The organism is Mesorhizobium sp. M2D.F.Ca.ET.226.01.1.1, from assembly GCF_004022705.2.
Classification (GTDB): Bacteria; Pseudomonadota; Alphaproteobacteria; order Rhizobiales; family Rhizobiaceae; genus Mesorhizobium.
Genome location: NZ_RZOY02000012.1, coordinates 1 through 20,130, shown reverse-complemented (window position 1 = coordinate 20,130; position 20,130 = coordinate 1). Strand labels below are relative to the sequence as shown.

Here is a 20,130-nt window from a genome sequence, read left to right as displayed (position 1 = left end):
GCCGGGCTCCGGCTAACAGCCATCCCCTGTGGCTCCCGGCATGAGCGAAATCATTTCCTCGAAAACAGCGAAGAAATTTGACAGGTTTTCGGCGTCGCCTTCCCTGCCGCTATGGTCCCGTTGACTCTCAAAAGGATAATAGATCATCGCAGCTTCTGATGCTCTGATCTCGGCAGCGGAGATATCAGTCACGCCCCAGCGCAAATGCTTGTTCTCTCGCCTACGGCCGCGCCATCCCAGTTCGTAGAAGCGCTTCATGTATGCGTTTACGAACGCCAGATTGCCGGTATGATTCAAAACCGCCTTGAAACGCGGATTAATCTTGAGCGTCTGACCACCGTCTATCTTAGCGTGACGTTCCAGAGCCTTGGCATCCAGTTCAGATGTGCCCACAACTAAGAGAGGAAGCGAACTTCCACAAACCGGAATGATAGCGTCGAAAGCGCTACGCTTGGCGACGTGCCGCTCGTTCCAGCCAAGCTCGTGAAGCCGAGGATAAACGAGGGTGTCGAGCAGATTGCGACAGGCCGGAGATACAAGCGAGCGAAGCCGCGTTGGTGTAACTAGCGGCATTTTCTCCGGCAGGAAATCGCTCGTGACAAATGCACCCTTTACCAAACTCTGATCGAGGTCCGGCCGGAAGTATTTTACGCGCCAATTGAAACCGGTCGGATCCGGATCGACGACTGCATAGGCCACTGGCCCACTATGCACCTTGTCTGCAAAGGATTGGGCCTCAGCAAGGTCGGACGCGTTGAAGTAATCCGATACCAGCATAATTCCAAATTTCCCGGAACGCAGTCTCTCTGCCATGTGCGACACAATCGTGCCCCCCGCGACCGCGTCAGCTTGAACCGCGACCAGCCACTCGGCGATACATTCGTCAAGACTGCCTGCATCCGTGCGAAGCGAGATCTGAGGTTTGGTTTGTTCGAAGCCTGTAAGGAACCGATGCGTATAGCGCACGATCTCCTGCCAGCCCATTGTCATCAACGCTTTGCGATACCGCGCGAGCTGGCTGTGCCAAACTTGCGTTCCAGATTCGAGCGAGAAATTGAACTTTACCTCGATAAGCCAGACCATCCCGGTCTCATCGACGGTCAACAAGTCTGCGCTTCCGTTTCCCCCGCCGCGACCAGCATCATGCAGTGTAAGCTCATGGGCCCAAAACAATGTGTGAGCCGCCGGTGCGCCCCGAAACAGAGCAGGGAAAGCATCCGGATTATTGATAAGCCGCTGGTGGAAATCGGCCTCGTTCGCGAAGTACCGGGACATTAGATTTGCCTAGCTGCAGGACGACACCGCCCCCGATGATCGAAAAGATAGAACCAAAGGTTAGGCGTAATGCCCGTAGGGGTGATCGTCCCCATTTCAGTGCGCCGCAGCATACCCATTGTCTTCACACCTTGGCCTTTCGCCATCCAGCCCACCACGCTTCCCATTCGGAGCAGAACCATCTCTCGCCCCGGGCCGGGTTGATGCGTGTCGCCGAGTAATATTCTTGACCGGGCACATGATAGATGCGCTCGCCGCGATCATTGATGTTTCCCTTGATGTCACAGCCGATCTTGCGCACCGCGCTGGGGGACGATGCCGTACCGGAATAATGAACTGTTGGGAGCGGATGCTGGGTGTCTGTCGCGACGTAACCGACGGAGGCTAAGCCAAGCAACGCGATCGAGATTGGAAGGCGAGCGCGAAGAAGCGGACGCCACCATGACCTTCGCCGCCGGTGAGCCCATAGCTGAATAGGCTTCCCCATCCCCATCTTCTCCCGAGGAGAAGAATGCGTCGAGTTGAGCGAAAAGTCTAGAATCGGCAGCTTGACGGTGAGCTAGACGAACGTGCGCCGCCGCTCTAGTAATTTCCGCTTACTCGGAGAGGAACGGGGAACATGCCGCTTAGGGAACAGGGCGTCGTTGACGCGATTGAGGCATGGTTGCAAGCAAACGGATTCTCGGCGGTGAAAGCCATCAAGGCCGGAGCTCGGGGTTATGATATCGCCGCTACCCGGGGCGACACGGGCGAACGTTGGTTGATCGAGGCAAAGGGCGGCGCGTACTCGGGAGCCGACACCTCAAACGATGCTTGGTCGAGAACGGGTGCGGCCTTCTTGATGACGGCAGGCTGGCGGTTTCAGAACGATATTCCGGGTGAGCGGTTTGCCATTGGTATCCCGTCTTCTCGATGGTTCGACATACACCTTCGCCGGATGTCGCCAGCGCTGGAATACCTCGGCATTTCAGTATTTCAGGTAAGGGACGAGGGAACGGTGACATTTACCGAGAACCGTCCCCGAACCGAATAGGCGGCTGCTGCAGAGATCTGGCCAACTAGTCTGGCTCTGGGTGAAACCAGCCTATTGAGAATAGGACGAAACGAGGGGTCCGCGCAGCCCCGACGCGAGGCTACTGCCGGGGTGGTAATTCTTGGCAAAGCGGGTAAAGGATCTTCGATAGCACGCACTTTAGGAGTCATCTGTGACAGACGCCGTTTTGAATGCACAAACCCACTTGATCGAGCTGACGGCAGACATTGTTTCTGCCTATGTCAGCAAGAATGCTGTGCCCGTCGCGTCACTGCCCGAGTTGATTCACAGTGTGAATGCGTCGCTGTCGAAGATCGGCAGTCCGACTGAACAAGCGAGCCCAATCCTTACGCCTGCGGTCAATCCGAGGAGGTCAGTGTTCCCCGACTACATCATCTGCCTTGAGGATGGGAAGAAGTTCAAATCTCTGAAGCGCCATCTTGATGTGCACTACGGCCTGACGCCTGACGAGTACCGGGCCAAGTGGGGATTGAAATCGGACTATCCTATGGTAGCGCCGAATTATGCGGCACAGCGATCCGCTCTCGCAAAGTCGAGCGGGCTCGGCCGAAAGGGATCGAGGCTGACGAGAAAAGCTCCGGCCAAGCGCGGCGGGAAATGAAGGATACCTTGCGGCGCTTCAGGTGGTCGGCGGCGCTTTCATAGTCGTTGCCTTCCTTCAATCCCTACTACCCACCGCAAACAAGGCATCGAAGGACGCAATGAAAGCTAAAGCCGACGTTGTCGCCGCCGCGCGGGCAGTCGTACATGCACCATGGCGTTCGAGGGGCCGATAGTGACGGTTGTCCGGAGGGGTTCTCTGAACCGTGGGAGGCCATGCATGAGCTAAGAACCTTTTGCAAAGCTCCGCCTATTCGACCCATGTGCTGCATCCTCAATGGTTAGTCCCTGAGGCTACCTTTGGCACCTGTAGTCGATGGCAACTCCGCTTCGTGATTGGACCGGCCGTCTCATTATGATAAGTGTCGAGGTCGGACGCGGTCGTTCATAACCACCTCGTCAGCGGCGAAGCACGATGGCTGCCCTGATGTTCGACATTCGGTTTGCCCGATGCCGCAAATCGAAGTTCCGGTGCTGTAGTCGATAACTTACCCCTAGATAGACTCCATTTTATCGATAGTTCGTCGCGGCAGGGAGGCAAAGCATGATTGAGATTGTTTTTGAAGGAAGCGAGGAACAGCGGGCGCGGGTGCGTACAATTGCACAAGAGTCCGGGCTGGCTGAAGAGATTATTGAAAAGGATGGCGTTGACGGTGCGGAGATAATCCGGATTACTCTGCAGTATGGACCTGATATCCTTAAGGTTCTGACATCGCTAGTGGTTCTCGTCGAAGAATGTATCAAGGCTCGGAGCGCCTACAATATAACGTTTAAGAACAAAAAGCGCTGATGGGCGCTGGTCTCGTAAGTGATGGCCTGACTATTCACCAACTTGCGCCATTGATGCAAGAGATGAGCGTTAGTGACTTCATCAACCCGGTGGTTGATGAATTATTTGTGCGAATTGTCATCTCGCCGGATTGCTTTTCAAGCTTGATCGTAAAACATCCAGTCAAGGCCACCGACCAAGAAACCACAAGGTATGAGATACACCTAAACGTCCCGGGGATCCTACTAATTGCTAATTTGGCCTCAGTATTGCTCGGCGATCATCGAAACCCGGAAATTTACGCGGACAGCGCTTTTAGCACGACATATTTTAGCATCTCACCTAGGCGCGGCGTTAGGTTTATTGATATGTTCAATGTCCTTCAGCGGGAGAGTCCGGACAGCTTTAACAGAATAGTGGACTTGTCGCACGTCTTCGGAAGCTTCGCGGAATCCGCCACGTCAATTCGGCGCAAGTTCTACAACGTGTTTAGCGATCATGATGTGCTTCATGTGCATCAATTTGCCAAGGAGGCTGTTACCCGATTTTTATTGGGGCATGAAGTCGGTCATTACGTTAGGAGAAGCTATCCGAAGATAAAAGAGAGGATAGAGCAAGACATTATGGCGATGTCCGGCTGCGAGACAGAGGACGATCCCGAATTGTTCTGTGACGCGGTAGGTATATTTCACTCTATCATCGCGCAAAAGTGTCTAGGACGAAAAATACGTCCGACCGTCATACTGCTATGTCTTATAATTGTTTTTTTTGATATAAAGGCATTGTCGTCTACGGCGAAATCTGGGAGAAAATCTCGGTCAAATCCGAGGTATCAAATATTTCAAGGATACGCTAGAAAGCTTCAGATCGCGGAGATGGAGAGAGATATCGTTGAGCTGACAATGGACACAAATAACGTATTGTTCCCAGTAGTAGGCGCTATTGATGATATGCTGAGACTATTGGCTTCCGCCGCATCTGCTAGCTCGTCGGTGCCGGATTGGTCGTTGAGCAGCAAGGACTTTATCTACCTTAGGCAGACCCCGGACCAGTAGGATCCCAACAGCGCTTTTTTAGTCGCTGTCCGCGTGGAACGGAAGCGCTTTGCTTGAGCGAGAGGCCTGCCGTTCAGCAAGCCGCCTGAAGCTTGGGGGGCGTCAGCGATCGATGGGTGCACATGATCCATCACCCGTCGTGCGTCTCAAATGCGGAACAAGCGGCAGAAGGCACATACTTGTCTGGTCCTCCAGCTTTCGAATCCGGAGCGCAGGATTAGACCTCCTTTCGCCGAGTGGTATCTTGCTTGCGAGTCACTTTCTGGTTCCCCTGGCAGCGGTTTTCCGGCTCAGCCCACTCGATTTGGCGAGAGCAGACCTTTGAGCCGCATAGTTCGCAGCCACCATCGGGTAATCCCGCGCGAGACGGTATTCATTCCGCTCGCTGTGAAGACGACCTATATGAGGTAACTGCCCCATCCGTCTCTCAATTCACATTTCAACGACGGCTACTTGCGAATGTTAGCTGACCCTGATACACTATTTCCAATCCACATTTCACCAGCGTTTGCCAGTAGCACTTTCCCAAGCTAGCGGAAGCTATCTTCCGTCCGCTCGCCGACTTGCGCTACAATACACCTTGTCGCTAATTTACTACGCGGGGATAGACATGGCGACCACCACCGTTCCGCAAAATATCCTTACAAAATATGCCGTCGTTCGCGCGCCAAAGACGATGTCTCCACAAGCCAGGCAATGGAACTTGGTGACTAGGCCGAACGAAGCGACGGCTCTTTGGTCCGAACTCTCTTCGTTGGCGTCAAAGAACGCACCTTCGAGCAGTTTCGAGGCCGAATGTACGAACTACCTTAAGGCGAACCCTATTGTTTCGGCGGAAGGCGAATTTCCGAGCGCGTTCAGCAACGTCCGCTCGGCCTCCATCGGGTTGCCCGCGTCCGACAACGTGTCAAATTGCATCTCGAGACTTCAGGCTGACCCCAACCCATTTGATGATGAAGCCAAATCAAAGGAGTTTATTCTTTGGCTTTGGGACCAGCTCTCCGCAAGGATTATTCTATCGAACTCTGGAGATGAATTGGCACCGGAGATCGTCCGCGCGATCGCCTATCTTCACGCCAAGACGTACGCCGCCTCAGTAACCAAAGACGACGCAGCTTCGTCACTCGCTATTAGGCCCGAGGTTGTCATGCCGCGGGAACTCACGGAATTCATACGAGCCGCAAGAAATGATCTCCGGCAAAAGCAAAAGGCGGATGCCAAGAAGGAAGCAGATTTAGCAGCGTCGGCCGCTAGGTCAAAAACCGCCAAGGTACTTAACACGGCGGCTCTTGGTGCCTATATCAGGGACGCATTCGATTCTTTTGATTTTGAATATACTCCGCTCTCAGTGCAGCAGAGTGAAATGGAGGTCATGGCTGCTGGCGACGAAGAGCTCGCTGGCACCACCAATCGCCAAGTCCTGAAGCTATCCGCCGACAGACTAAAGCGCATCCCACCAGCGTTGACTGATTTTGCCAACGCTGAACTCGGCCTCGCAAATATCGCTGATGTCGACCCAATCTATTTGTTGAATTTGTTGACCTCACACCGATCTAGATTGGAAGCTGATCTCCTTCACGGCCTGAGCCCCTCCATCGTGTGGCGCACTTCGGAGATTATTAGCGCCGCTGCCGTCGATTTGGCCTTTAGTTTGGCCGATATTATTAGCGTCATAGAGAAGATAATTGCTACTATCGGCATAAATAAAACCTATACGCTACCAGACTTCAAGAACCCCAACCAAGTTAGCGTGGCAGGCCTCTGCGACCTGAAGGTCGTTCGACAGCAACTTCAGAAATATGTTTTGGGTGAAGTCGCATATATTGAGAACGTTTTAAAGGGTGAAGAGCGGTCGCGCACCCATCATACCCTCGACAGAACAGAACAACAACTTTTGATAGAGGTCGACGAATCCTCGTCAACAGAGCGCGATCTCCAAACGACAGACCGGTTCGAGCTGAATCAGGAGCTGGATAACGTTCAAAAGGAAAACCGCACCTCTGACATGGGCGTCAACGTTACCGCTTCCTATGGGGCTATAACCGTCGCCGCGCATGCTAACGCCACAAGTAATAGCTCGGCTGAAAACGCGGAGAAGGTTGCGCGATCTTCCGTGAAAGAGAATATATCTAGGGCAGTCGAGAAGGTACAGAGAAGCACTAGACGGCAGCAGACTATAACCGTCACAACTGAAGTTACTGAGGACAACGTACATAAATTTATCGCAACCACCCAATCAACAGTGGGCGTTTATAGATATGTGGAGAAGCGATACTGGAACCAGGTTTTCAACTATGGTGCCAGGCTTATGATCGAGTTTCTTATACCGGAACCTGCTGTTGGTTATCTCTACTACCAAAGCAAGAGCCCAAGAAGTGATGACTCGCATCTCATTGCGCCAGAACAGCCGAATTTTACGGCCGCGCAGATCACGGAGTATACATATCAAACGATTGCGGCTCGATACAATGCGCAGGTAGCTGCTCCTCCCCCGGCGATGGCGATTGGTTCTGCTATGATCGATAGTTCAGCAAAGGAAGGGAAGCAAGATCCATCAGTCGCTTTAGACACGGATTACGAAGCGATCTATATATGGCCAGCTATGTCATTTATTTGGTCAGATGCTAGAGCTAAATTGTCTGTGATATTGGGCGGGAACTACTGGTACCTCGGAACGGCAAAAAACGACTACATCCACGGATCTCCATATTTAGTTAACGCGCTTCGTGGCACCGTTGGCTTTCATGTTCATCCATTTTTGACAAACGATTGGACCGTCGGATTGACGCTTGTACTGCATAGAACGTCCGAAGCTTACGGAAAGTGGCAGCTCGCCACCTACCATGCGATTATCGATGCATACAACCTGGCCAAAGACGACTATGACAAAAAGATCGCTGCGGCACGGTCTAAGTCTCGCGAGGTAGTAATGCGTTCGGACGTCGAGTACCGCAACACGGAGCAGCATGAACTCAAAAGAGGTGCCTTAGAGTTGCTGACTAATCAGCATTTTGGCTCTATGGGCGCGATAAGCTTGAGCGGCAGTGGGGAGCCGACGTTGGACGCGGCGAAAGCTATCGCGGAGGGCCCAACTGTCAAGTTCTTCGAACAAGCGTTCGAGTGGCAGAATATGGTTTACACGTTCTACCCATATTTCTGGGGAAGGCACGACACTTGGGAAGATCGGCTGTCGGTGGCTGATGCCGATCCTGTCTTTTCCCGTTTTCTTTCTGCTGGCTACGCGCGGGTGGTTATTCCAGTGCGGAGATATTTCGAGAATAATATTAAATACTACTTAGAACATGGGGAAATTTGGGAAGGTGAGGATTGTCCCGTTCCAGGAGATCCCGATTACATTGCCATCGTGGACGAGATAAAAGATATTGAAGCTGCGGGCAGCCCAGACCTGCAAGATGGCATTCCGGATGGTGACCCGTGGCAACTTTCACTTCCTACACCGTTGGTTTGCCTTGACGACCCAAGCGTTCAACTTCCCAGTTGGGAAATAACTATCCCTGCAACTACTCCATATATTCCGTCGGCAGAAGTTTGTAACGGCGTCCCCTACAATTTCGCCCAGTGGCCGGACGATGCGTCATTGATGGCGGAAATGACTGCGCTGGGATATGGAATTCCTGCAAAGGCAGATCCGAAAACCTACCTTCATAGCGCCGAAGGCATGCGGGTTGTAAAGGCGTTCCAGCGGCGGATGAACCAGCTTGGCGTCGCCGACGCTCTCGGCGCTCCGCTCAAGATTGATGGCGTTGCCGGGCCATGTACTCGCCGAGCTTTCACATTAGCTGCTGAGTGGCGACGCCTTAAGCAATGGCCGGGTCCCGTTTAGGTGTCCAAGCTGAAGAAACCCACAGATGTGAAATTCCTGAGCTTCCAGGGCGGCGGAGGCCTTGGGTTCACGTATCTTGGGGCCATTCAAGCACTGGAGGATCTCGCCGTATTGCCTTTTGGACGTCCCAATAGTCAGCTTAAGGGAGTTAGTGGAACCTCTGCTGGTGCAATTACGGCTATGTTCCTAGCGCTCGGCTGTTCGTCTAAAGACTTGAAAGCTATCTTCGATAAGAACAGCGACTTTGATGCATTCTACGACCCGCCAGTTCCGGGAAAGGGCCGCGGCCTTCAGCCGCGCAATTTTTCGGCTGTAGTGGATACGCCCGGTACTAAGGGCACATTGCGCGACGTCGCGCAGCTGATTCTCTCGATGCAGCAGAGCAAGCGTCGGAATGAGGACGAATTCAATAAAATGCTCAGTTATTCGTGGCTTCGGTCCCTTGATGTCAGAGTGTCTGGCGTCACACTCGCCCTTGCCGCCAACACAATTGGGCAACTAGATATAGCGAAAGAGCTTTCTGACGTTCCTCCATTGCGAAAATTTGCGAGCCGTTTCCCCGAGTATATGTATTCCCTTCTTTATGATAGGGGAATCTTCGCTGGCCTGGGAGTAAGATCCTATTTGCAACGGCAATTCAGGCAATTTGTGGCGCGGCTGCCGGTATGGCAGCGCAATCCGAGACTTAAGGACGCTGCTACGATGACTTTTGCGATGTTAAAAGAGGTCACAGGAACCGACCTGGCGGTATGCGCGACCAATATTTCGCAGCAGAAGAGTGTTATCTTTTCGGCATCCCAGACACCCCACTTTCCAGTCGTGGAGGCAGTTGGAATGTCTGCCTGTTTTCCCGTTGTCTTCAAGCCCATATACGTCGATGCTCCATGGAGCGACCCTATCCTCGGCTCCCTACGCGGCCTTTGGCTCGATGGAGGATTGTTGAATAATATACCAGTGCATGCGTTCGACAATGAAGTGCATTCGTTGGCGAAGAGGACAGGCTCAGCGTTGAACCCTGGTATGTTAGCCCTTCGGTTGGTTGAAGGAGCACCTAGGTCTTTTGAAGCCTACGATGACCCAGCTCGTGATACGTTGCCGTTGGTTGGATTGTTTCGCGACCTCTTTTCGACTTTGATGGAGCCCGGGAGAGACGGACAATTCTTAAGTGCAGATGAACGTGAGCAAAGTATTGATCTTTTCACATTCGATTTATCGTTATTCGAGTTCTCTCCATCGCAATATAAATCGAATAGTCCTGTGGATGTGGCTCGGCGCACTGTTATTGAGTATTTCCGATGAGGGCAGTCTGATCCAATGGACGCCATCGTTTGTCAATGGCGACGGTCATCCTTGCGATCCGCCGTGGCTTGTGCAGCCCAACGACAGGCTAGTATTCCGAGCAGCTGTAGTTCAGTTAGCCATACAGCGCGCTTCGGCTATGTTCTTGAATCGCTGCCCGTCAGCGTCTGCGAAGGCCAGTCGGCTGTTGGCGACGTCATAGATCGCGAACCTTTTCCGACCGTGCAGCGCTCCCCCTAAGAACATCTTTTGCATCGCCTGGAATTGCATGTTCTCGTCGTCGCTCAAGCCCATTGAGGCACCGGTCGCATCCTTGGAACCGGCGAGCAGATAGTCTTCCACCGAGATCATCGATAAGGTGATTGCCCCGCCATTCCGAACGACATCGACCGCAGCAATCTGTTTCCCTTCGACAATGAAGTCACCGGCGGAGGTAAGCCCAACTTCCACCTCGTTCTCGGGGTCCTCTGACCCCATGTTCGGCACACCAAGAACGGCGGTGCCCCTCACCGAACAAGTCATCTCTGATATCCGAGGGTCAGAGGAACTTTGGTTAGCGAAATTCTGGAGCGCCGGTGGATTTGGCGATGGGTTTGCCGGTTGCGCCTGTGCCGATTGGATATCGTCAGCCTTATCGTCGATGGCCGTGTCCAATTCTGCCCATTCGTTCGAGTTGAAGGCCTTGCTCGAGTTGTTGCGGATTTCGATGAGCCGCACTTTTATCCGTTGCAGGGCCGCGCTCGATGAAGGATCGTTTGGCAGAGCTCGAGTGCGCTTAATCAACTCGAGCAGTTCCGGCCTGTAGTCCGTGGCCTCTAGTATGTCCCGCAGCTTTTGCTCGAACCCTGTGAGGGCTCGAACGTCTTCTCCCTGATCGGCTTTGTCAGCCGATTGGGCACACATATCCGCCTGTGAGATTAGAACCTGGAACCCATTCGGATCCAGCTTGGAAATGGGCGTTTGCCGATACACGTCGGTGCGATTTGCATCGATCATATCCTGGCATACGTCGGCAAAAGTAGGCGAGGTTGAGATTAGAGCAATCCCGATATAGGTGACGGCAACCCGAAGCACCTTTGTCATTTCGGAGCCTCACCAGAGGTCTTGACCTTGCCTGCCCGCGCGCTTCGCCATGCGAAGTAAGCCATGGCGGCCAAAATGAGGTCAGCGAAGGCCCAAATCTTCATGTCGATAAAGGCACTCGCCGCGATGAAGGCGAACAGGCTGCCGACCACGAAAATGATGGCGGAGACCAGCGGCAATCCGAACGCAAAGGCACCGCCAACGAAAAACAGCAACCCGACCAAAACGCCAACCGAGCCAGCGCCAGCGAGGTCATGGTTTGATGCGAGGCTCCCACCTGTGGCGACAGCACAGGATTGCAGCATCGAGACCAAGCCAAGCAGAATCCCGATTATTCCAACTGCGATTTTCATTTCACACCCCCAGATCCGATATTCGCCCCAACAGTCACCTCCAGCAGAGGCACCGCTTCCCCTGACATTTCTTTTGACGCGCTCTCGCGACGAACAGTTGAATTGCCGAATATGTCGGCTATATCCGATAGATTAGTTGCCTGCAAGTTGGTCGCGTCTTCCGCATGGATGGACGCAGCCGCATCGCATGGAACCTTCGACGCATTCGAACCGCGAAGCGGGTCAGTCAGGAGACCCTCGCTCTCGACGCCGGAATTGATCGGGGAACGATTAGCGAAATAGAGACCCACAAATTCAATCCAACCATCGATCTGCTTGATCGCTTGGCTTCCGCGTTGTCGGTTGACGTGGCCGAGCTTTTGCTCGTCCCGCCTGACGGCAGTGAGAGTCCAAAATCTCTCAGAGCTGGTCGGAAGGCAGGCAAATGATGTCGGCAAAGGCGCGCTTCCCGGCATCAATATTCCTCCGGCAGCATGACGGTCATGACGCGGATCGTGACGGCGGGGTCGGCTGGGTCCGGCGATAAGCAGCGAAGTGATTTGTCGTAGCAGTCTATTTTGAAGAACAGCTGCCGCTCGCCAACGTGAAGAAGGGCACAGTCGTGCTCGCCCCACGGGTCGTTGTCCTGGTCAAAGGCGTCGAAGTTGGCGATGGCAAGGAGAATGGCGGCGATGTCGTGTGCAGGCAGGGCGGCAACACCGGCGGTCATAACCATGCGGCCGCCGACGCCGGTCTGTCGCAGCTGGTCGTTGAGGGTTCGAATGCGCGTCTTCCGATCGGCCGCACCGGCCTGTTCGACGCGCTCTGTTGAGCAGGTCATGATTTGGTTCCTTGGTGGAATGGCTGAGGGGTGGCGGGCCAGGACGAACCCGGCCCGCTCGGGCAGGCCTATCTTTTGGCGAGCTGCCGGGGGTGGATCAGGCCAAGCTGGTAGTAGCTGCGATCGATGGAAGGGGCATCTGGGTAATCCCTGAACTTCAAGGTAAATATCCCTTTGGCCTTGGTCTTTGTGATGCGGGCCTCGAAGTAGCCTTCGTCGGGACCTTCCGACGCGAGCACCAAATCGCCGACCGTTAGCTTGGCCCACGGATCGGGTGAGCCGCCGTCGCCCGACCCTGCCCCTTGCCCGTCGTCGGAATTGCCTTTTCCGGCCTCAGGCGAGCCCGCTGAAGCGTTTTCGGCGGTTTCGGGGTCATCGGTGCCGGTCGAAGCCCGGCGCGGCTCGTCAGCGACGCCTCCTAGGGCCGCTATGCGGGTGTACAGATCGCCCTTGCAAAAGGGCACGAAAGCCTTGCCGCTGTCGAAGAGCTTGCCGCGTGGAAGGCGCATGGCAATATCCGTGGCCTCGCCGGGCTCAAGGCGATGCGAATGCATCCCCATCAGCTTCGCTGCACCTTCAGCCGCCTCGACGTCGGGCAGTAGGAAGACCGACGCGTGGGCCTTGCTGGTCTCGTCCCTTCCAAAGACGATCAATGACGGGGTGGTTTCGGAGGCGACATTCATCGGCCTGCCTCCATAAATGAAGAAGGGGCCTTGCGGCCCCCTTCGATGTGCTGTGCTGGCTGCCCACACAAGGTGTCGGGTCGGTCTGTCAAAGGCATGGTTTTAGCTCCTGTTAAGTGCTGGCCTAACCGCGTCAGCCGACGCGGCTCGCCACAACCATTGTAGCAGGAATATATACCTAAGTCAACCGGAGGTTGTTGCTAGCCGGGTAGAGTGGCTGAGTTGTATGCGCCGTTGAGAGCGTCTGGCTTTAAGGGAACAATGCCGGTTGAGCTATCAACTACCGCCCCGGTCGTGCGCGCCCCCACGGCTGGTGAGCCGAATGCCATCATCATATACACAGGCGCGCCCATGCCTCCGAAGATGTATTAGAGATCACCTTCATCATCGCCATCGGAATCCGTAAATGGCAGCATCCAGTTGCAGCGGTCTTGCGCGATCCACAAAGCCGTTTAGGTTCGGTCACCGACACCAAGACCCGGCGAACCCGATGTATTCAGATCCAGCAGGCGAGATCGATTCCTACTTAGCGACTTTGCGGACGAACATTCATCCGCTGAAGACGCGCTTGCTCGCTCTAGAGCCCGACAGGTCAGAGTTACCTTCACTGTCGGCATCCCTTTTTTCAGAGTTGGACAAACTACGAGAGCTCGTTGACTCCCGATTCCCGCTTGACGGAGGCCGGACATCTATAGCTTCCGCCAACAAACCTGACAGTGGAAATGCGAGACTGTCCATTTACGATCCCGACGATTTTTCGTTGTCGCCGGGAATGTTTGGGGGCATCGATTCTGGCCAACTTCTTTTCGCGAACCCCACATACAATGGATCGGTTCTGAAGTTCGAGTTCGAACGAGCGGGACACTATGTTGCGGAACTGTGCATGTCAGTTGCTCTCAATACGACTGTCCGCCTGTCTGAAATGAAGATACTGAAGGGAACCAAGGGCAACACGAAATATTCTGAATATTTTTCACTGAGATCTGAGCGCGCTGTGTTCTCATTCACCGTCCCAGACAACCCGCTCTATAGCTTAGCGTTGAGCTTCTCCAGCTCCGACGCGAAACCTGCATTCAGATGGGGTAAATTCACGCTGTTGACCGGCATTCCGGGCTACGACGCATGAAGTTCTGCATACATCGTGGTAGCGATCAGATTGGTGGAAGCTGCGTCGAGCTTGAACACGGCGGTGAACGCATCCTGGTAGATCTTGGGCTACCGCTTGATCAAGAATTCGATACGGCTGATCTACCACCCATCGAAGGGTCGGAGAGGTCCAATTCGAAAATTCTCGCTGTGCTGCTAAGCCATAGTCACCGCGATCATTGGGGATTGCTACCCAAGCTGCCTTTGCCAATCGACGTATATCTCGGCCGTAAGGCTCTTTCGATGATGACAGCGGCACGGCCCTTCGTTCCCGGTGGATATGTACCGGAACGCGCCGTCACATATCAGGACCGGGTGCCCTTTAACGTAGGGCCATTCGAAGTGACGCCTTATCTGGCGGACCACTCAGGATTCGACGCGTACAGCCTCCTCATCCGCGCTGGCGGCAAGACCATCCTTTATTCTGGCGATATCCGTTCGCATGGCAGAAAGGCAGCTCTGTTTCAGAAGTTCTTAGCGGACGCGCCTGCCCCCGTGGACGTGCTGTTGATGGAGGGGTCGAGTCTGGGCCGATTGCCACGAGAACGGCGCTTTGAGACTGAGACCGATATCGAGCAGCGTCTAGTCGAGGTGCTGTCGGCCACCGAGGGGATGCTCGTTGTAGCCTGCTCAGTTCAAAACATTGATCGGGTTGTTAGCGTCTATCGAGCTGCCAAACGCTCCGGCCGCCAATTGCTTGTTGACGCCTACGGAGCTGAAATCCTGAAGGCGACCGACACAGCCTCGATACCAAAGCCGTCAGGCGATTGGGATGACGTGAAAGTTTACATTCCACAATTTCAGCGTCGCCTGCTGGTGAGGAACGGCATCGCGCACTTGGTGGACAGCTATAAGGGGAGGCGAATCTTCCCTGAGAAATTATCCGGTCAAGCCAGCAAGTCAGTAATGATCGTCCGTCCTTGGATGCTGACTGATTTGCAAGAGGTCGGAGCCCTCGAAGGAGCTCGAGCTGTGTGGTCTCAGTGGGAGGGCTACCTAACCTCGGAACCGGGGGTAGCCTTCACCGAGAAATGCAAGGCCCTCGATATTCCACTGGAGACGATTCACACTTCTGGTCACGCTGATATTCACGCCTTGCAACAGTACGCGGCTGCTGTGAATCCAGTTAGGCTAGTCCCGATTCATACATTCTTCCCGAGCCAGTTCTCCGAGCTGTTCGCCAATGTCGAGCTCTCGCCAGACGGGAATTGGGTTGAAATCTGAAACATTACGTCCCCACAACAGGTGAAAGATGTCTGATACTCCACCAGCCTTTCGATACCTCGACCCAGAATTTCTGATGGCGCTTGACGAGCTGGCGAGTTCATCGTCGGGGAATTGGTGGCGTGACGTATTGCTACGACCAGATGTTGTGATAGCGATACGACGCAATTCAATTAATGTCTATAATCACGGCGCTTCGATCTTCAAAGTCGATTGGAGTAGAAGATCAATATCATTATCCACACATGCAAAGTACCTAGTTAGGCGAGAGCAAAACTATATCCCGCTCACTGACTCGGGCTTCGAGCTTACTACTGACAAGCTTTTCTGGCGAACGTACGAAGGCCCCAGAACGCTCGACTCGATGATTGCAGCTGCGAAAAAGCTATCAGTGTCAGAGAAGGCTGGCTTGCATCCCTTGCTGGTTAACGATCCCAAGGTGATCGATGCCGAAATTGCGCTTGTGCGCCCGGCCGAAGTCGAGACAGACGAAGAGGATGATGAAAAGATCCTCGCCCCGCCGCCCGAGCGGCGACAAGATAGGCTGGATGCCGCAGTAGTCCGTAATTCGGCGGACGGTCCAGTTGTAACATTTTATGAAGCGAAGGATTTCTCGAATGGAGACTTGCGGGCGCTAGGCGACGCTCCGCCTGCTGTGCTCTCTCAAATAGCGGCTTACGAAAAGGCATTAGCTACCTATTCCGCGTCGCTGGCCGCCGGATATGTCAACGTTGCAAGGACATTGGTAAGGCTGTCCGCCATGCGGCAGCGCGTGAGCAGTGATGCTCCCACCAGACAGATCGATCCATTGGTTGCGAGCATTGCGGAGGGGTCGTCGCACCCAATAATCGACTGCAAGCCACGGCTTCTAATCCTCGGATTTGACAAGGCTCAGCGCGACGATAGAGGTTGGCAGGCCCATCTGGCTAAACTAACGTCGGCGGACGGACTAGGACCTAGTCGAGTCCAGGCTGTCGGACGGGCCAAGCGCCAAACGCGGTTTTCCTAACGGTGGAGAGATCAGGCCCCCCTTAAGTCTGTTCGCTTCAGTTTGTACAACTACCTTACGCCTCTCCGCGACCTGAGAGCGACCCGACATCGATTCGACTTTGCGCCACATTGGTGTTACACAGGCCAGCCAAAATGGGTTGGCCTGCCATTGATTCTGCTCGGTTTTTCCGGCGCTCTGCCTTTTCCGCCTCTGGGCACCATCCCCTCTTGGGTTCATTCTGGACACATAGGTTACGGTTTATACCGGAGACATGGGTAGCACTTTTGGCCCGAAGGGGTTGTGGAGTGGTCCGAGCCTGCATGTCTCGTCATCAAAATAGCCCAGATCATAGTCCCTGAAGCTGGCCAGCCAGATATTGTCTTCGACCTGTTTGATGCCGACGGTCTGACCGGCGAAGACGAGGCTGAGGTTGATCTTCTTGCGATTGTAGCAGATGCGGCCGCAGGTGGTGACGGTGACGGCCTTATCGTGAAACGGATAGTCGAGATCGGGCAGACCGGTATAGGGGCGCGGTGAGGGATTATAACGCTCGGCTGGGCAGTCCATGCCGAGCGCCTGGTGCGGGCGCTCTGAGTTGAACTCGTCGATGAAGTCATCGAACCTAGCCTGTTGCTGAAGGAAATTGGCGCCTGCCGGTTTGGTGGCTTCCTTCTTCAAAGTGAGGTGCATGCGTTCGTGACGGCCGTTCTGCTGCGGACAGCCCGGCTTGATGCGCTCGATGTCGATGCCCAGGCGCAGCCACCAGACCGACAGCTTGCTGAGGTTGAAGAGCGCGTTGGGGCTGGCGAAGGGAACGCCATTGTCGGTCCTGATGGCGCGGGGCAGGCCGAACTCCTTGAAAACGCTCTCGAACACGGTGAAGGCATAGGCTTCCTTGGTGGTCGACAGCGCCTCGCAGGCAATCAGATAGCGGCTGGCGAAGTCAGTGATCGTCAGCGGATAGCAATAGCGCCGATCGGTGAGCATGAACTCGCCCTTATAGTCGGCACACCACAGATCATTGGGTCGACAGCTGTTGGAAAGTGGTGTCCCCGTCGCCTTGTTGCGCCTTCGCTTGCGGTGCTCGACCATGCCGTGCCGGTCGAGCACCGCATGCACAGTGCTGATCGCAGGCCTGTGCACATCTGGGTAGAGCCGGGCCAGTCGCTCGCGTATCTTCGGCGCACCCCAAGTCGGCTTGTCCTGCTTCAGGCGCACAAGCGCAGCCTTGATGCTCCTGGTCGGTCCGCTAGTCAGCGCCTATGGACACTACAAGGTGCTTTCCGCCACCGAGTACGTGGACGGGCGATTGCCGCTCGCGTCGTCCTCATGCTGGTCGGCAGGATACGACCATTAAGTCACGGTTCATCCGTCAACCAACAACAGCCTTCCAAGCTAGCCGAGCGGCCAGAGTGGAATTGAGCGTCGCGCTCTACGTCGCCGCAGACGACCTAGCCATGGCCGCCAGCACCGGTGTGGTCCTATCGGCAGCGCGAATACTTCCTGACGGCGGCAAGCCTCGCGGTTGCGCCTGGGTCCCGAAGAATCTCCGTACCCATCGAAAATGGACAGCTTACAGCCATAGTTGAGCCGGGTCTCAGCGTTGCAGGCGTCGCATATGAAGACCTGGGCGCTTTTTTGCAAAAGATCCTTTTCTGAACCGCCAACCGTCATCCTGTACAATGGATTTTCGAAAAGTTCGCGCGAAAGTGCCATGATTTGCTTCCGCCACATGCGAAGCAGGATTTATGCGACCCAAGCTCGTAGCCGGTTGCATCGAACCGGGACGCGCGGAATTGCCCAAGGAGCCGGAAGCGTGCTTCACCCATTAGAATGAATAGCGTCCTCCGTTCGCACGGAGATTGCATCAGCGATAACCGATAAAGTGCACCTCATCCATCTCGGCATGATGCAGTCAGGATCCGAGAGGTCGCTGTTGCATGATTGTAGAATTCGTAGGTCCGGCGGGCTCCGGGAAGACGACAATTGCACACGCACTCTGTGACCGGTTGCGTGGCCACGGTTGTCCTGCAAGTGTTGTTCTCAGCTACCGACCGGGCAGTTATCAATCGATGATGGATCCTGGCGGCATCATACCCGCCATGAGCCGCGTCGCCCGTGCGATTGCAGGCCCGATCAGCATGGCGAGCCGGCCTATCGCAAATGCTGTGGACTTCAGAATTAGCGCCCGCTTGGTGCGCACACTGCCTCCCAAGGATGTGATCTGGCGAATTAGATTGACTCAATACGTCCTCCGCCTCGCTCAGGCCTGGCACCAGTCGATCGGCCGCGAGGAAATTGTAATTTTCGACCAAGCGTTCATTCAGATCGTGTCGACACTTGCCCTCTTCAATGGAGCTGCAAATGAAACGTCGCTGTCCAGAGCGTTAGAGATCATCCCCAAGTCCGACATCGTAATTCGAATTAGCGCTAGCGAAGAACTCCGCATAGAGCGCCTCAGGGACCGACAGCAGCGTCAAAGCTTTGCCGAGCGTTTATTCGCGGCCAGGCTAGAGATGAATCTTCGGTCTGCGCAGACCGTTAATCAAGTATGCGGCTTGCTAGAAGCGCGCGGTCTAGCGCCCATAGAGGTCGACACAAGTCGTCCGCTTTCTCATCCGACGTTGAATGGCATCGAAGCGGAAATCTTGAATCGAGCTTTCGACCGAGTGCAGAAACCCGCAGCGTAAGTAAGCCCCGGCAGTCAAGATATCAGCCAACATCACGCCAGACTGCACCGTGTGTGGCGCCGAAGCGCAAGGCATGAAGCCCGTCGCCAATGACCAAAGCGATGGGGCCGTAAATCGAGGATTACAAAGGGCGAGCGACCTGGAGGGGAGATGAACCGCTCGGAATCTAATGCAGCACCAAGGCGCCGACGACGGCCAGCGAGGCGGAAAGTGACAGGAACGGCATTAGGTCTGCCCCTGCGGTTCGGTCGCCGCCAAGGCGATGGCGATCCGTCGGAGGTTCATTTCGTCGGTCGCGCCGGCTAGCTCGGTGTCGCGATCCCGAGAAACGTCTCCCGAAGAGTGCGGAGAAGAATGTTCCGCGACGATGGCTTACGATCAGAGCGCATCGCTGACCTGCCCCTGGCTCGACTTTAACTTATGTTGCCGACCGAGGTCCCATTCCCAAGCGCATTGGTCCATGGCGTGAAACATTTCGCTCGCCACCTCGTTAATGACGGCTGGCCAGATCACTTCATCGCCAGCCTATGCGCATCCACGACGAACAAGAACGGAGAGGCAGGGCAGTGCCTATCCCTCAATACCTTAACGACCATAATCTCAGCTTTGAATGCCCAAGGTGCCACCACCCCATCGTTCGGAAGGGCTCGTGGTTCAAGGTCATCGCCATATTTGAATGCCCGGCGTGCCATGCAGCATTGCGTCTAGGATACCCTGAGAAGCTGCGAATTTTTGAAAGCCACAAGCATTTGATCGATCGGCCGGCCGACCACTAAGCTCCCCTTCGTACCGCCGTTGGAGGGCAGTGGATCGATGCCGGATTGGAGATCGCTTTGGCGTAGCCATCGTCCATTTGCACGGCGATCACATTAGCAAGTCTTGATATTGCGAGGTTAGCCGATTCTGCCCGAGTCGGTCAGGCCCGATGGTTCACTTCAATCCACCCCAAAACGGCGGACTGTCGGGCCGCTCTGGTCGGCAGCTCCTTGTACGTGTATCGACAGGAATAGAACTGAATGAATTTGACGGTGTTTGGGATTGGCTATGTCGGTCTCGTCCAGGCGGCGGTGCTTGCCGAGGTTGGCCACGAGGTGGTGTGCGTCGATATCGACGAGAAGAAGGTGGAGCGGCTCAACCAGGGTTTGATCCCGATTTTCGAACCGGGCCTCGAAAGCCTCGTCAAGGAAAACCACGCGGCCGGACGTATCCGCTTCACCACTGATGCGGCCGCGGCGGTCAGGCAT

The 20,130-nt window shown here is 54.9% G+C and carries 18 protein-coding genes and 2 pseudogenes; 12 read left to right on the top strand and 8 right to left on the bottom strand.

Going from position 1 to position 20,130, the window contains the following annotated elements; translation table 11 throughout:
- Positions 1 to 12: 12 nt before the first annotated feature.
- Complete coding sequence (locus EN869_RS25325) at positions 13 to 1,275, bottom strand: hypothetical protein (RefSeq protein WP_127230008.1); 1,263 nt, start codon at positions 1,273 to 1,275, stop codon at positions 13 to 15.
- A 124-nt stretch (positions 1,276 to 1,399) separates the two neighbouring features.
- Positions 1,400 to 1,768, bottom strand: coding sequence for a hypothetical protein (locus EN869_RS35195; protein ID WP_127230007.1), 369 nt, complete (start codon positions 1,766 to 1,768; stop codon positions 1,400 to 1,402).
- Positions 1,769 to 1,894: 126 nt separating this feature from the next.
- On the opposite strand from EN869_RS35195, the gene EN869_RS25315 reads away from it, so the two are divergent.
- From EN869_RS25315 to EN869_RS25300, 4 genes are all read left to right on the top strand, one after another.
- Complete coding sequence (locus tag EN869_RS25315) at positions 1,895 to 2,308, top strand: hypothetical protein (protein ID WP_127230006.1); 414 nt, start codon at positions 1,895 to 1,897, stop codon at positions 2,306 to 2,308.
- A 172-nt stretch (positions 2,309 to 2,480) separates the two neighbouring features.
- Complete coding sequence (locus tag EN869_RS25310) at positions 2,481 to 2,930, top strand: MucR family transcriptional regulator (protein ID WP_127230005.1); 450 nt, start codon at positions 2,481 to 2,483, stop codon at positions 2,928 to 2,930.
- Between the two features lie 543 nt (positions 2,931 to 3,473).
- Positions 3,474 to 3,719 carry a hypothetical protein gene (locus EN869_RS25305; protein ID WP_127230004.1) on the top strand — a complete coding sequence of 82 codons (246 nt, stop codon included), beginning with the start codon at positions 3,474 to 3,476 and terminating at the stop codon, positions 3,717 to 3,719.
- On the top strand, positions 3,719 to 4,753 hold the full coding sequence (locus EN869_RS25300) for a hypothetical protein (RefSeq protein ID WP_127230003.1): 1,035 nt from the start codon (positions 3,719 to 3,721) through the stop codon (positions 4,751 to 4,753). Before EN869_RS25305 ends, EN869_RS25300 begins: the two co-directional genes overlap by 1 nt.
- A 255-nt stretch (positions 4,754 to 5,008) precedes the next feature.
- Here the strand turns inward: EN869_RS25300 and EN869_RS25295 are convergent.
- Positions 5,009 to 5,131, bottom strand: a pseudogene (locus EN869_RS25295) (MucR family transcriptional regulator); the annotation flags it as partial.
- A 232-nt stretch (positions 5,132 to 5,363) separates the two neighbouring features.
- On the opposite strand from EN869_RS25295, the gene EN869_RS25290 reads away from it, so the two are divergent.
- Both EN869_RS25290 and EN869_RS25285 read left to right on the top strand, forming a co-directional pair.
- Positions 5,364 to 8,597: a hypothetical protein gene (locus tag EN869_RS25290; protein ID WP_127230002.1), complete on the top strand. Its 3,234-nt coding sequence runs from the start codon at positions 5,364 to 5,366 to the stop codon at positions 8,595 to 8,597.
- Positions 8,598 to 9,896, top strand: coding sequence for a patatin-like phospholipase family protein (locus tag EN869_RS25285; protein ID WP_127230001.1), 1,299 nt, complete (start codon positions 8,598 to 8,600; stop codon positions 9,894 to 9,896).
- A gap of 111 nt (positions 9,897 to 10,007) precedes the next feature.
- On the opposite strand, the gene EN869_RS25280 is transcribed toward EN869_RS25285, so the two are convergent.
- Together EN869_RS25280 and EN869_RS25275 are read right to left on the bottom strand one after the other, a co-directional pair.
- On the bottom strand, positions 10,008 to 10,979 hold the full coding sequence (locus EN869_RS25280) for a hypothetical protein (protein WP_127230000.1): 972 nt from the start codon (positions 10,977 to 10,979) through the stop codon (positions 10,008 to 10,010).
- Entirely contained in the window at positions 10,976 to 11,332 is a 357-nt protein-coding gene (locus tag EN869_RS25275) for a hypothetical protein (RefSeq protein WP_127229999.1), read from the bottom strand. The genes EN869_RS25280 and EN869_RS25275 overlap by 4 nt, the downstream gene beginning before the upstream one ends.
- Before the next feature lie 164 nt (positions 11,333 to 11,496).
- On the opposite strand from EN869_RS25275, the gene EN869_RS25270 reads away from it, so the two are divergent.
- The gene (locus EN869_RS25270; RefSeq protein WP_127229998.1) at positions 11,497 to 11,760 is read left to right on the top strand and encodes a helix-turn-helix transcriptional regulator; all 264 of its coding nucleotides are present in this window, start codon (positions 11,497 to 11,499) and stop codon (positions 11,758 to 11,760) included.
- A gap of 26 nt (positions 11,761 to 11,786) precedes the next feature.
- Here the strand turns inward: EN869_RS25270 and EN869_RS25265 are convergent, their stop codons facing one another.
- Positions 11,787 to 12,152, bottom strand: a complete 366-nt coding sequence (locus EN869_RS25265; RefSeq protein WP_127229997.1) for a DUF3768 domain-containing protein — start codon at positions 12,150 to 12,152, stop codon at positions 11,787 to 11,789.
- A 68-nt stretch (positions 12,153 to 12,220) separates the two neighbouring features.
- Positions 12,221 to 12,835 (bottom strand): hypothetical protein, encoded by a 615-nt coding sequence (locus tag EN869_RS25260; RefSeq protein WP_127229996.1) that lies wholly within the window; start codon positions 12,833 to 12,835, stop codon positions 12,221 to 12,223.
- 406 nt (positions 12,836 to 13,241) lie between these two features.
- Here EN869_RS25260 and EN869_RS25255 point away from each other — a divergent pair, with 406 nt between their 5' ends.
- The 3 genes from EN869_RS25255 to EN869_RS25245 all read left to right on the top strand — a co-directional run bounded on the left by EN869_RS25255 (position 13,242) and on the right by EN869_RS25245 (position 16,214).
- Positions 13,242 to 13,961 carry a hypothetical protein gene (locus tag EN869_RS25255; protein WP_127229995.1) on the top strand — a complete coding sequence of 240 codons (720 nt, stop codon included), beginning with the start codon at positions 13,242 to 13,244 and terminating at the stop codon, positions 13,959 to 13,961.
- Positions 13,958 to 15,205, top strand: coding sequence for an MBL fold metallo-hydrolase (locus EN869_RS25250; RefSeq protein WP_127229994.1), 1,248 nt, complete (start codon positions 13,958 to 13,960; stop codon positions 15,203 to 15,205). Before EN869_RS25255 ends, EN869_RS25250 begins: the two co-directional genes overlap by 4 nt.
- A 76-nt stretch (positions 15,206 to 15,281) precedes the next feature.
- Complete coding sequence (locus tag EN869_RS25245) at positions 15,282 to 16,214, top strand: hypothetical protein (RefSeq protein WP_127229993.1); 933 nt, start codon at positions 15,282 to 15,284, stop codon at positions 16,212 to 16,214.
- A 240-nt stretch (positions 16,215 to 16,454) separates the two neighbouring features.
- On the opposite strand, the pseudogene EN869_RS25240 reads toward EN869_RS25245, so the two are convergent.
- Positions 16,455 to 17,417, bottom strand: a pseudogene (locus tag EN869_RS25240) (integrase core domain-containing protein); the annotation flags it as partial.
- Between the two features lie 881 nt (positions 17,418 to 18,298).
- Between EN869_RS25240 and EN869_RS25235 the strand changes: the two are divergent.
- Both EN869_RS25235 and EN869_RS25225 read left to right on the top strand, forming a co-directional pair.
- Positions 18,299 to 18,886, top strand: coding sequence for a hypothetical protein (locus tag EN869_RS25235; RefSeq protein ID WP_348630872.1), 588 nt, complete (start codon positions 18,299 to 18,301; stop codon positions 18,884 to 18,886).
- A 1,016-nt stretch (positions 18,887 to 19,902) separates the two neighbouring features.
- The coding region (locus EN869_RS25225; RefSeq protein WP_245512391.1) for a 3-hydroxyacyl-CoA dehydrogenase NAD-binding domain-containing protein at positions 19,903 to 20,130 on the top strand (228 nt) is incomplete at its 3' end.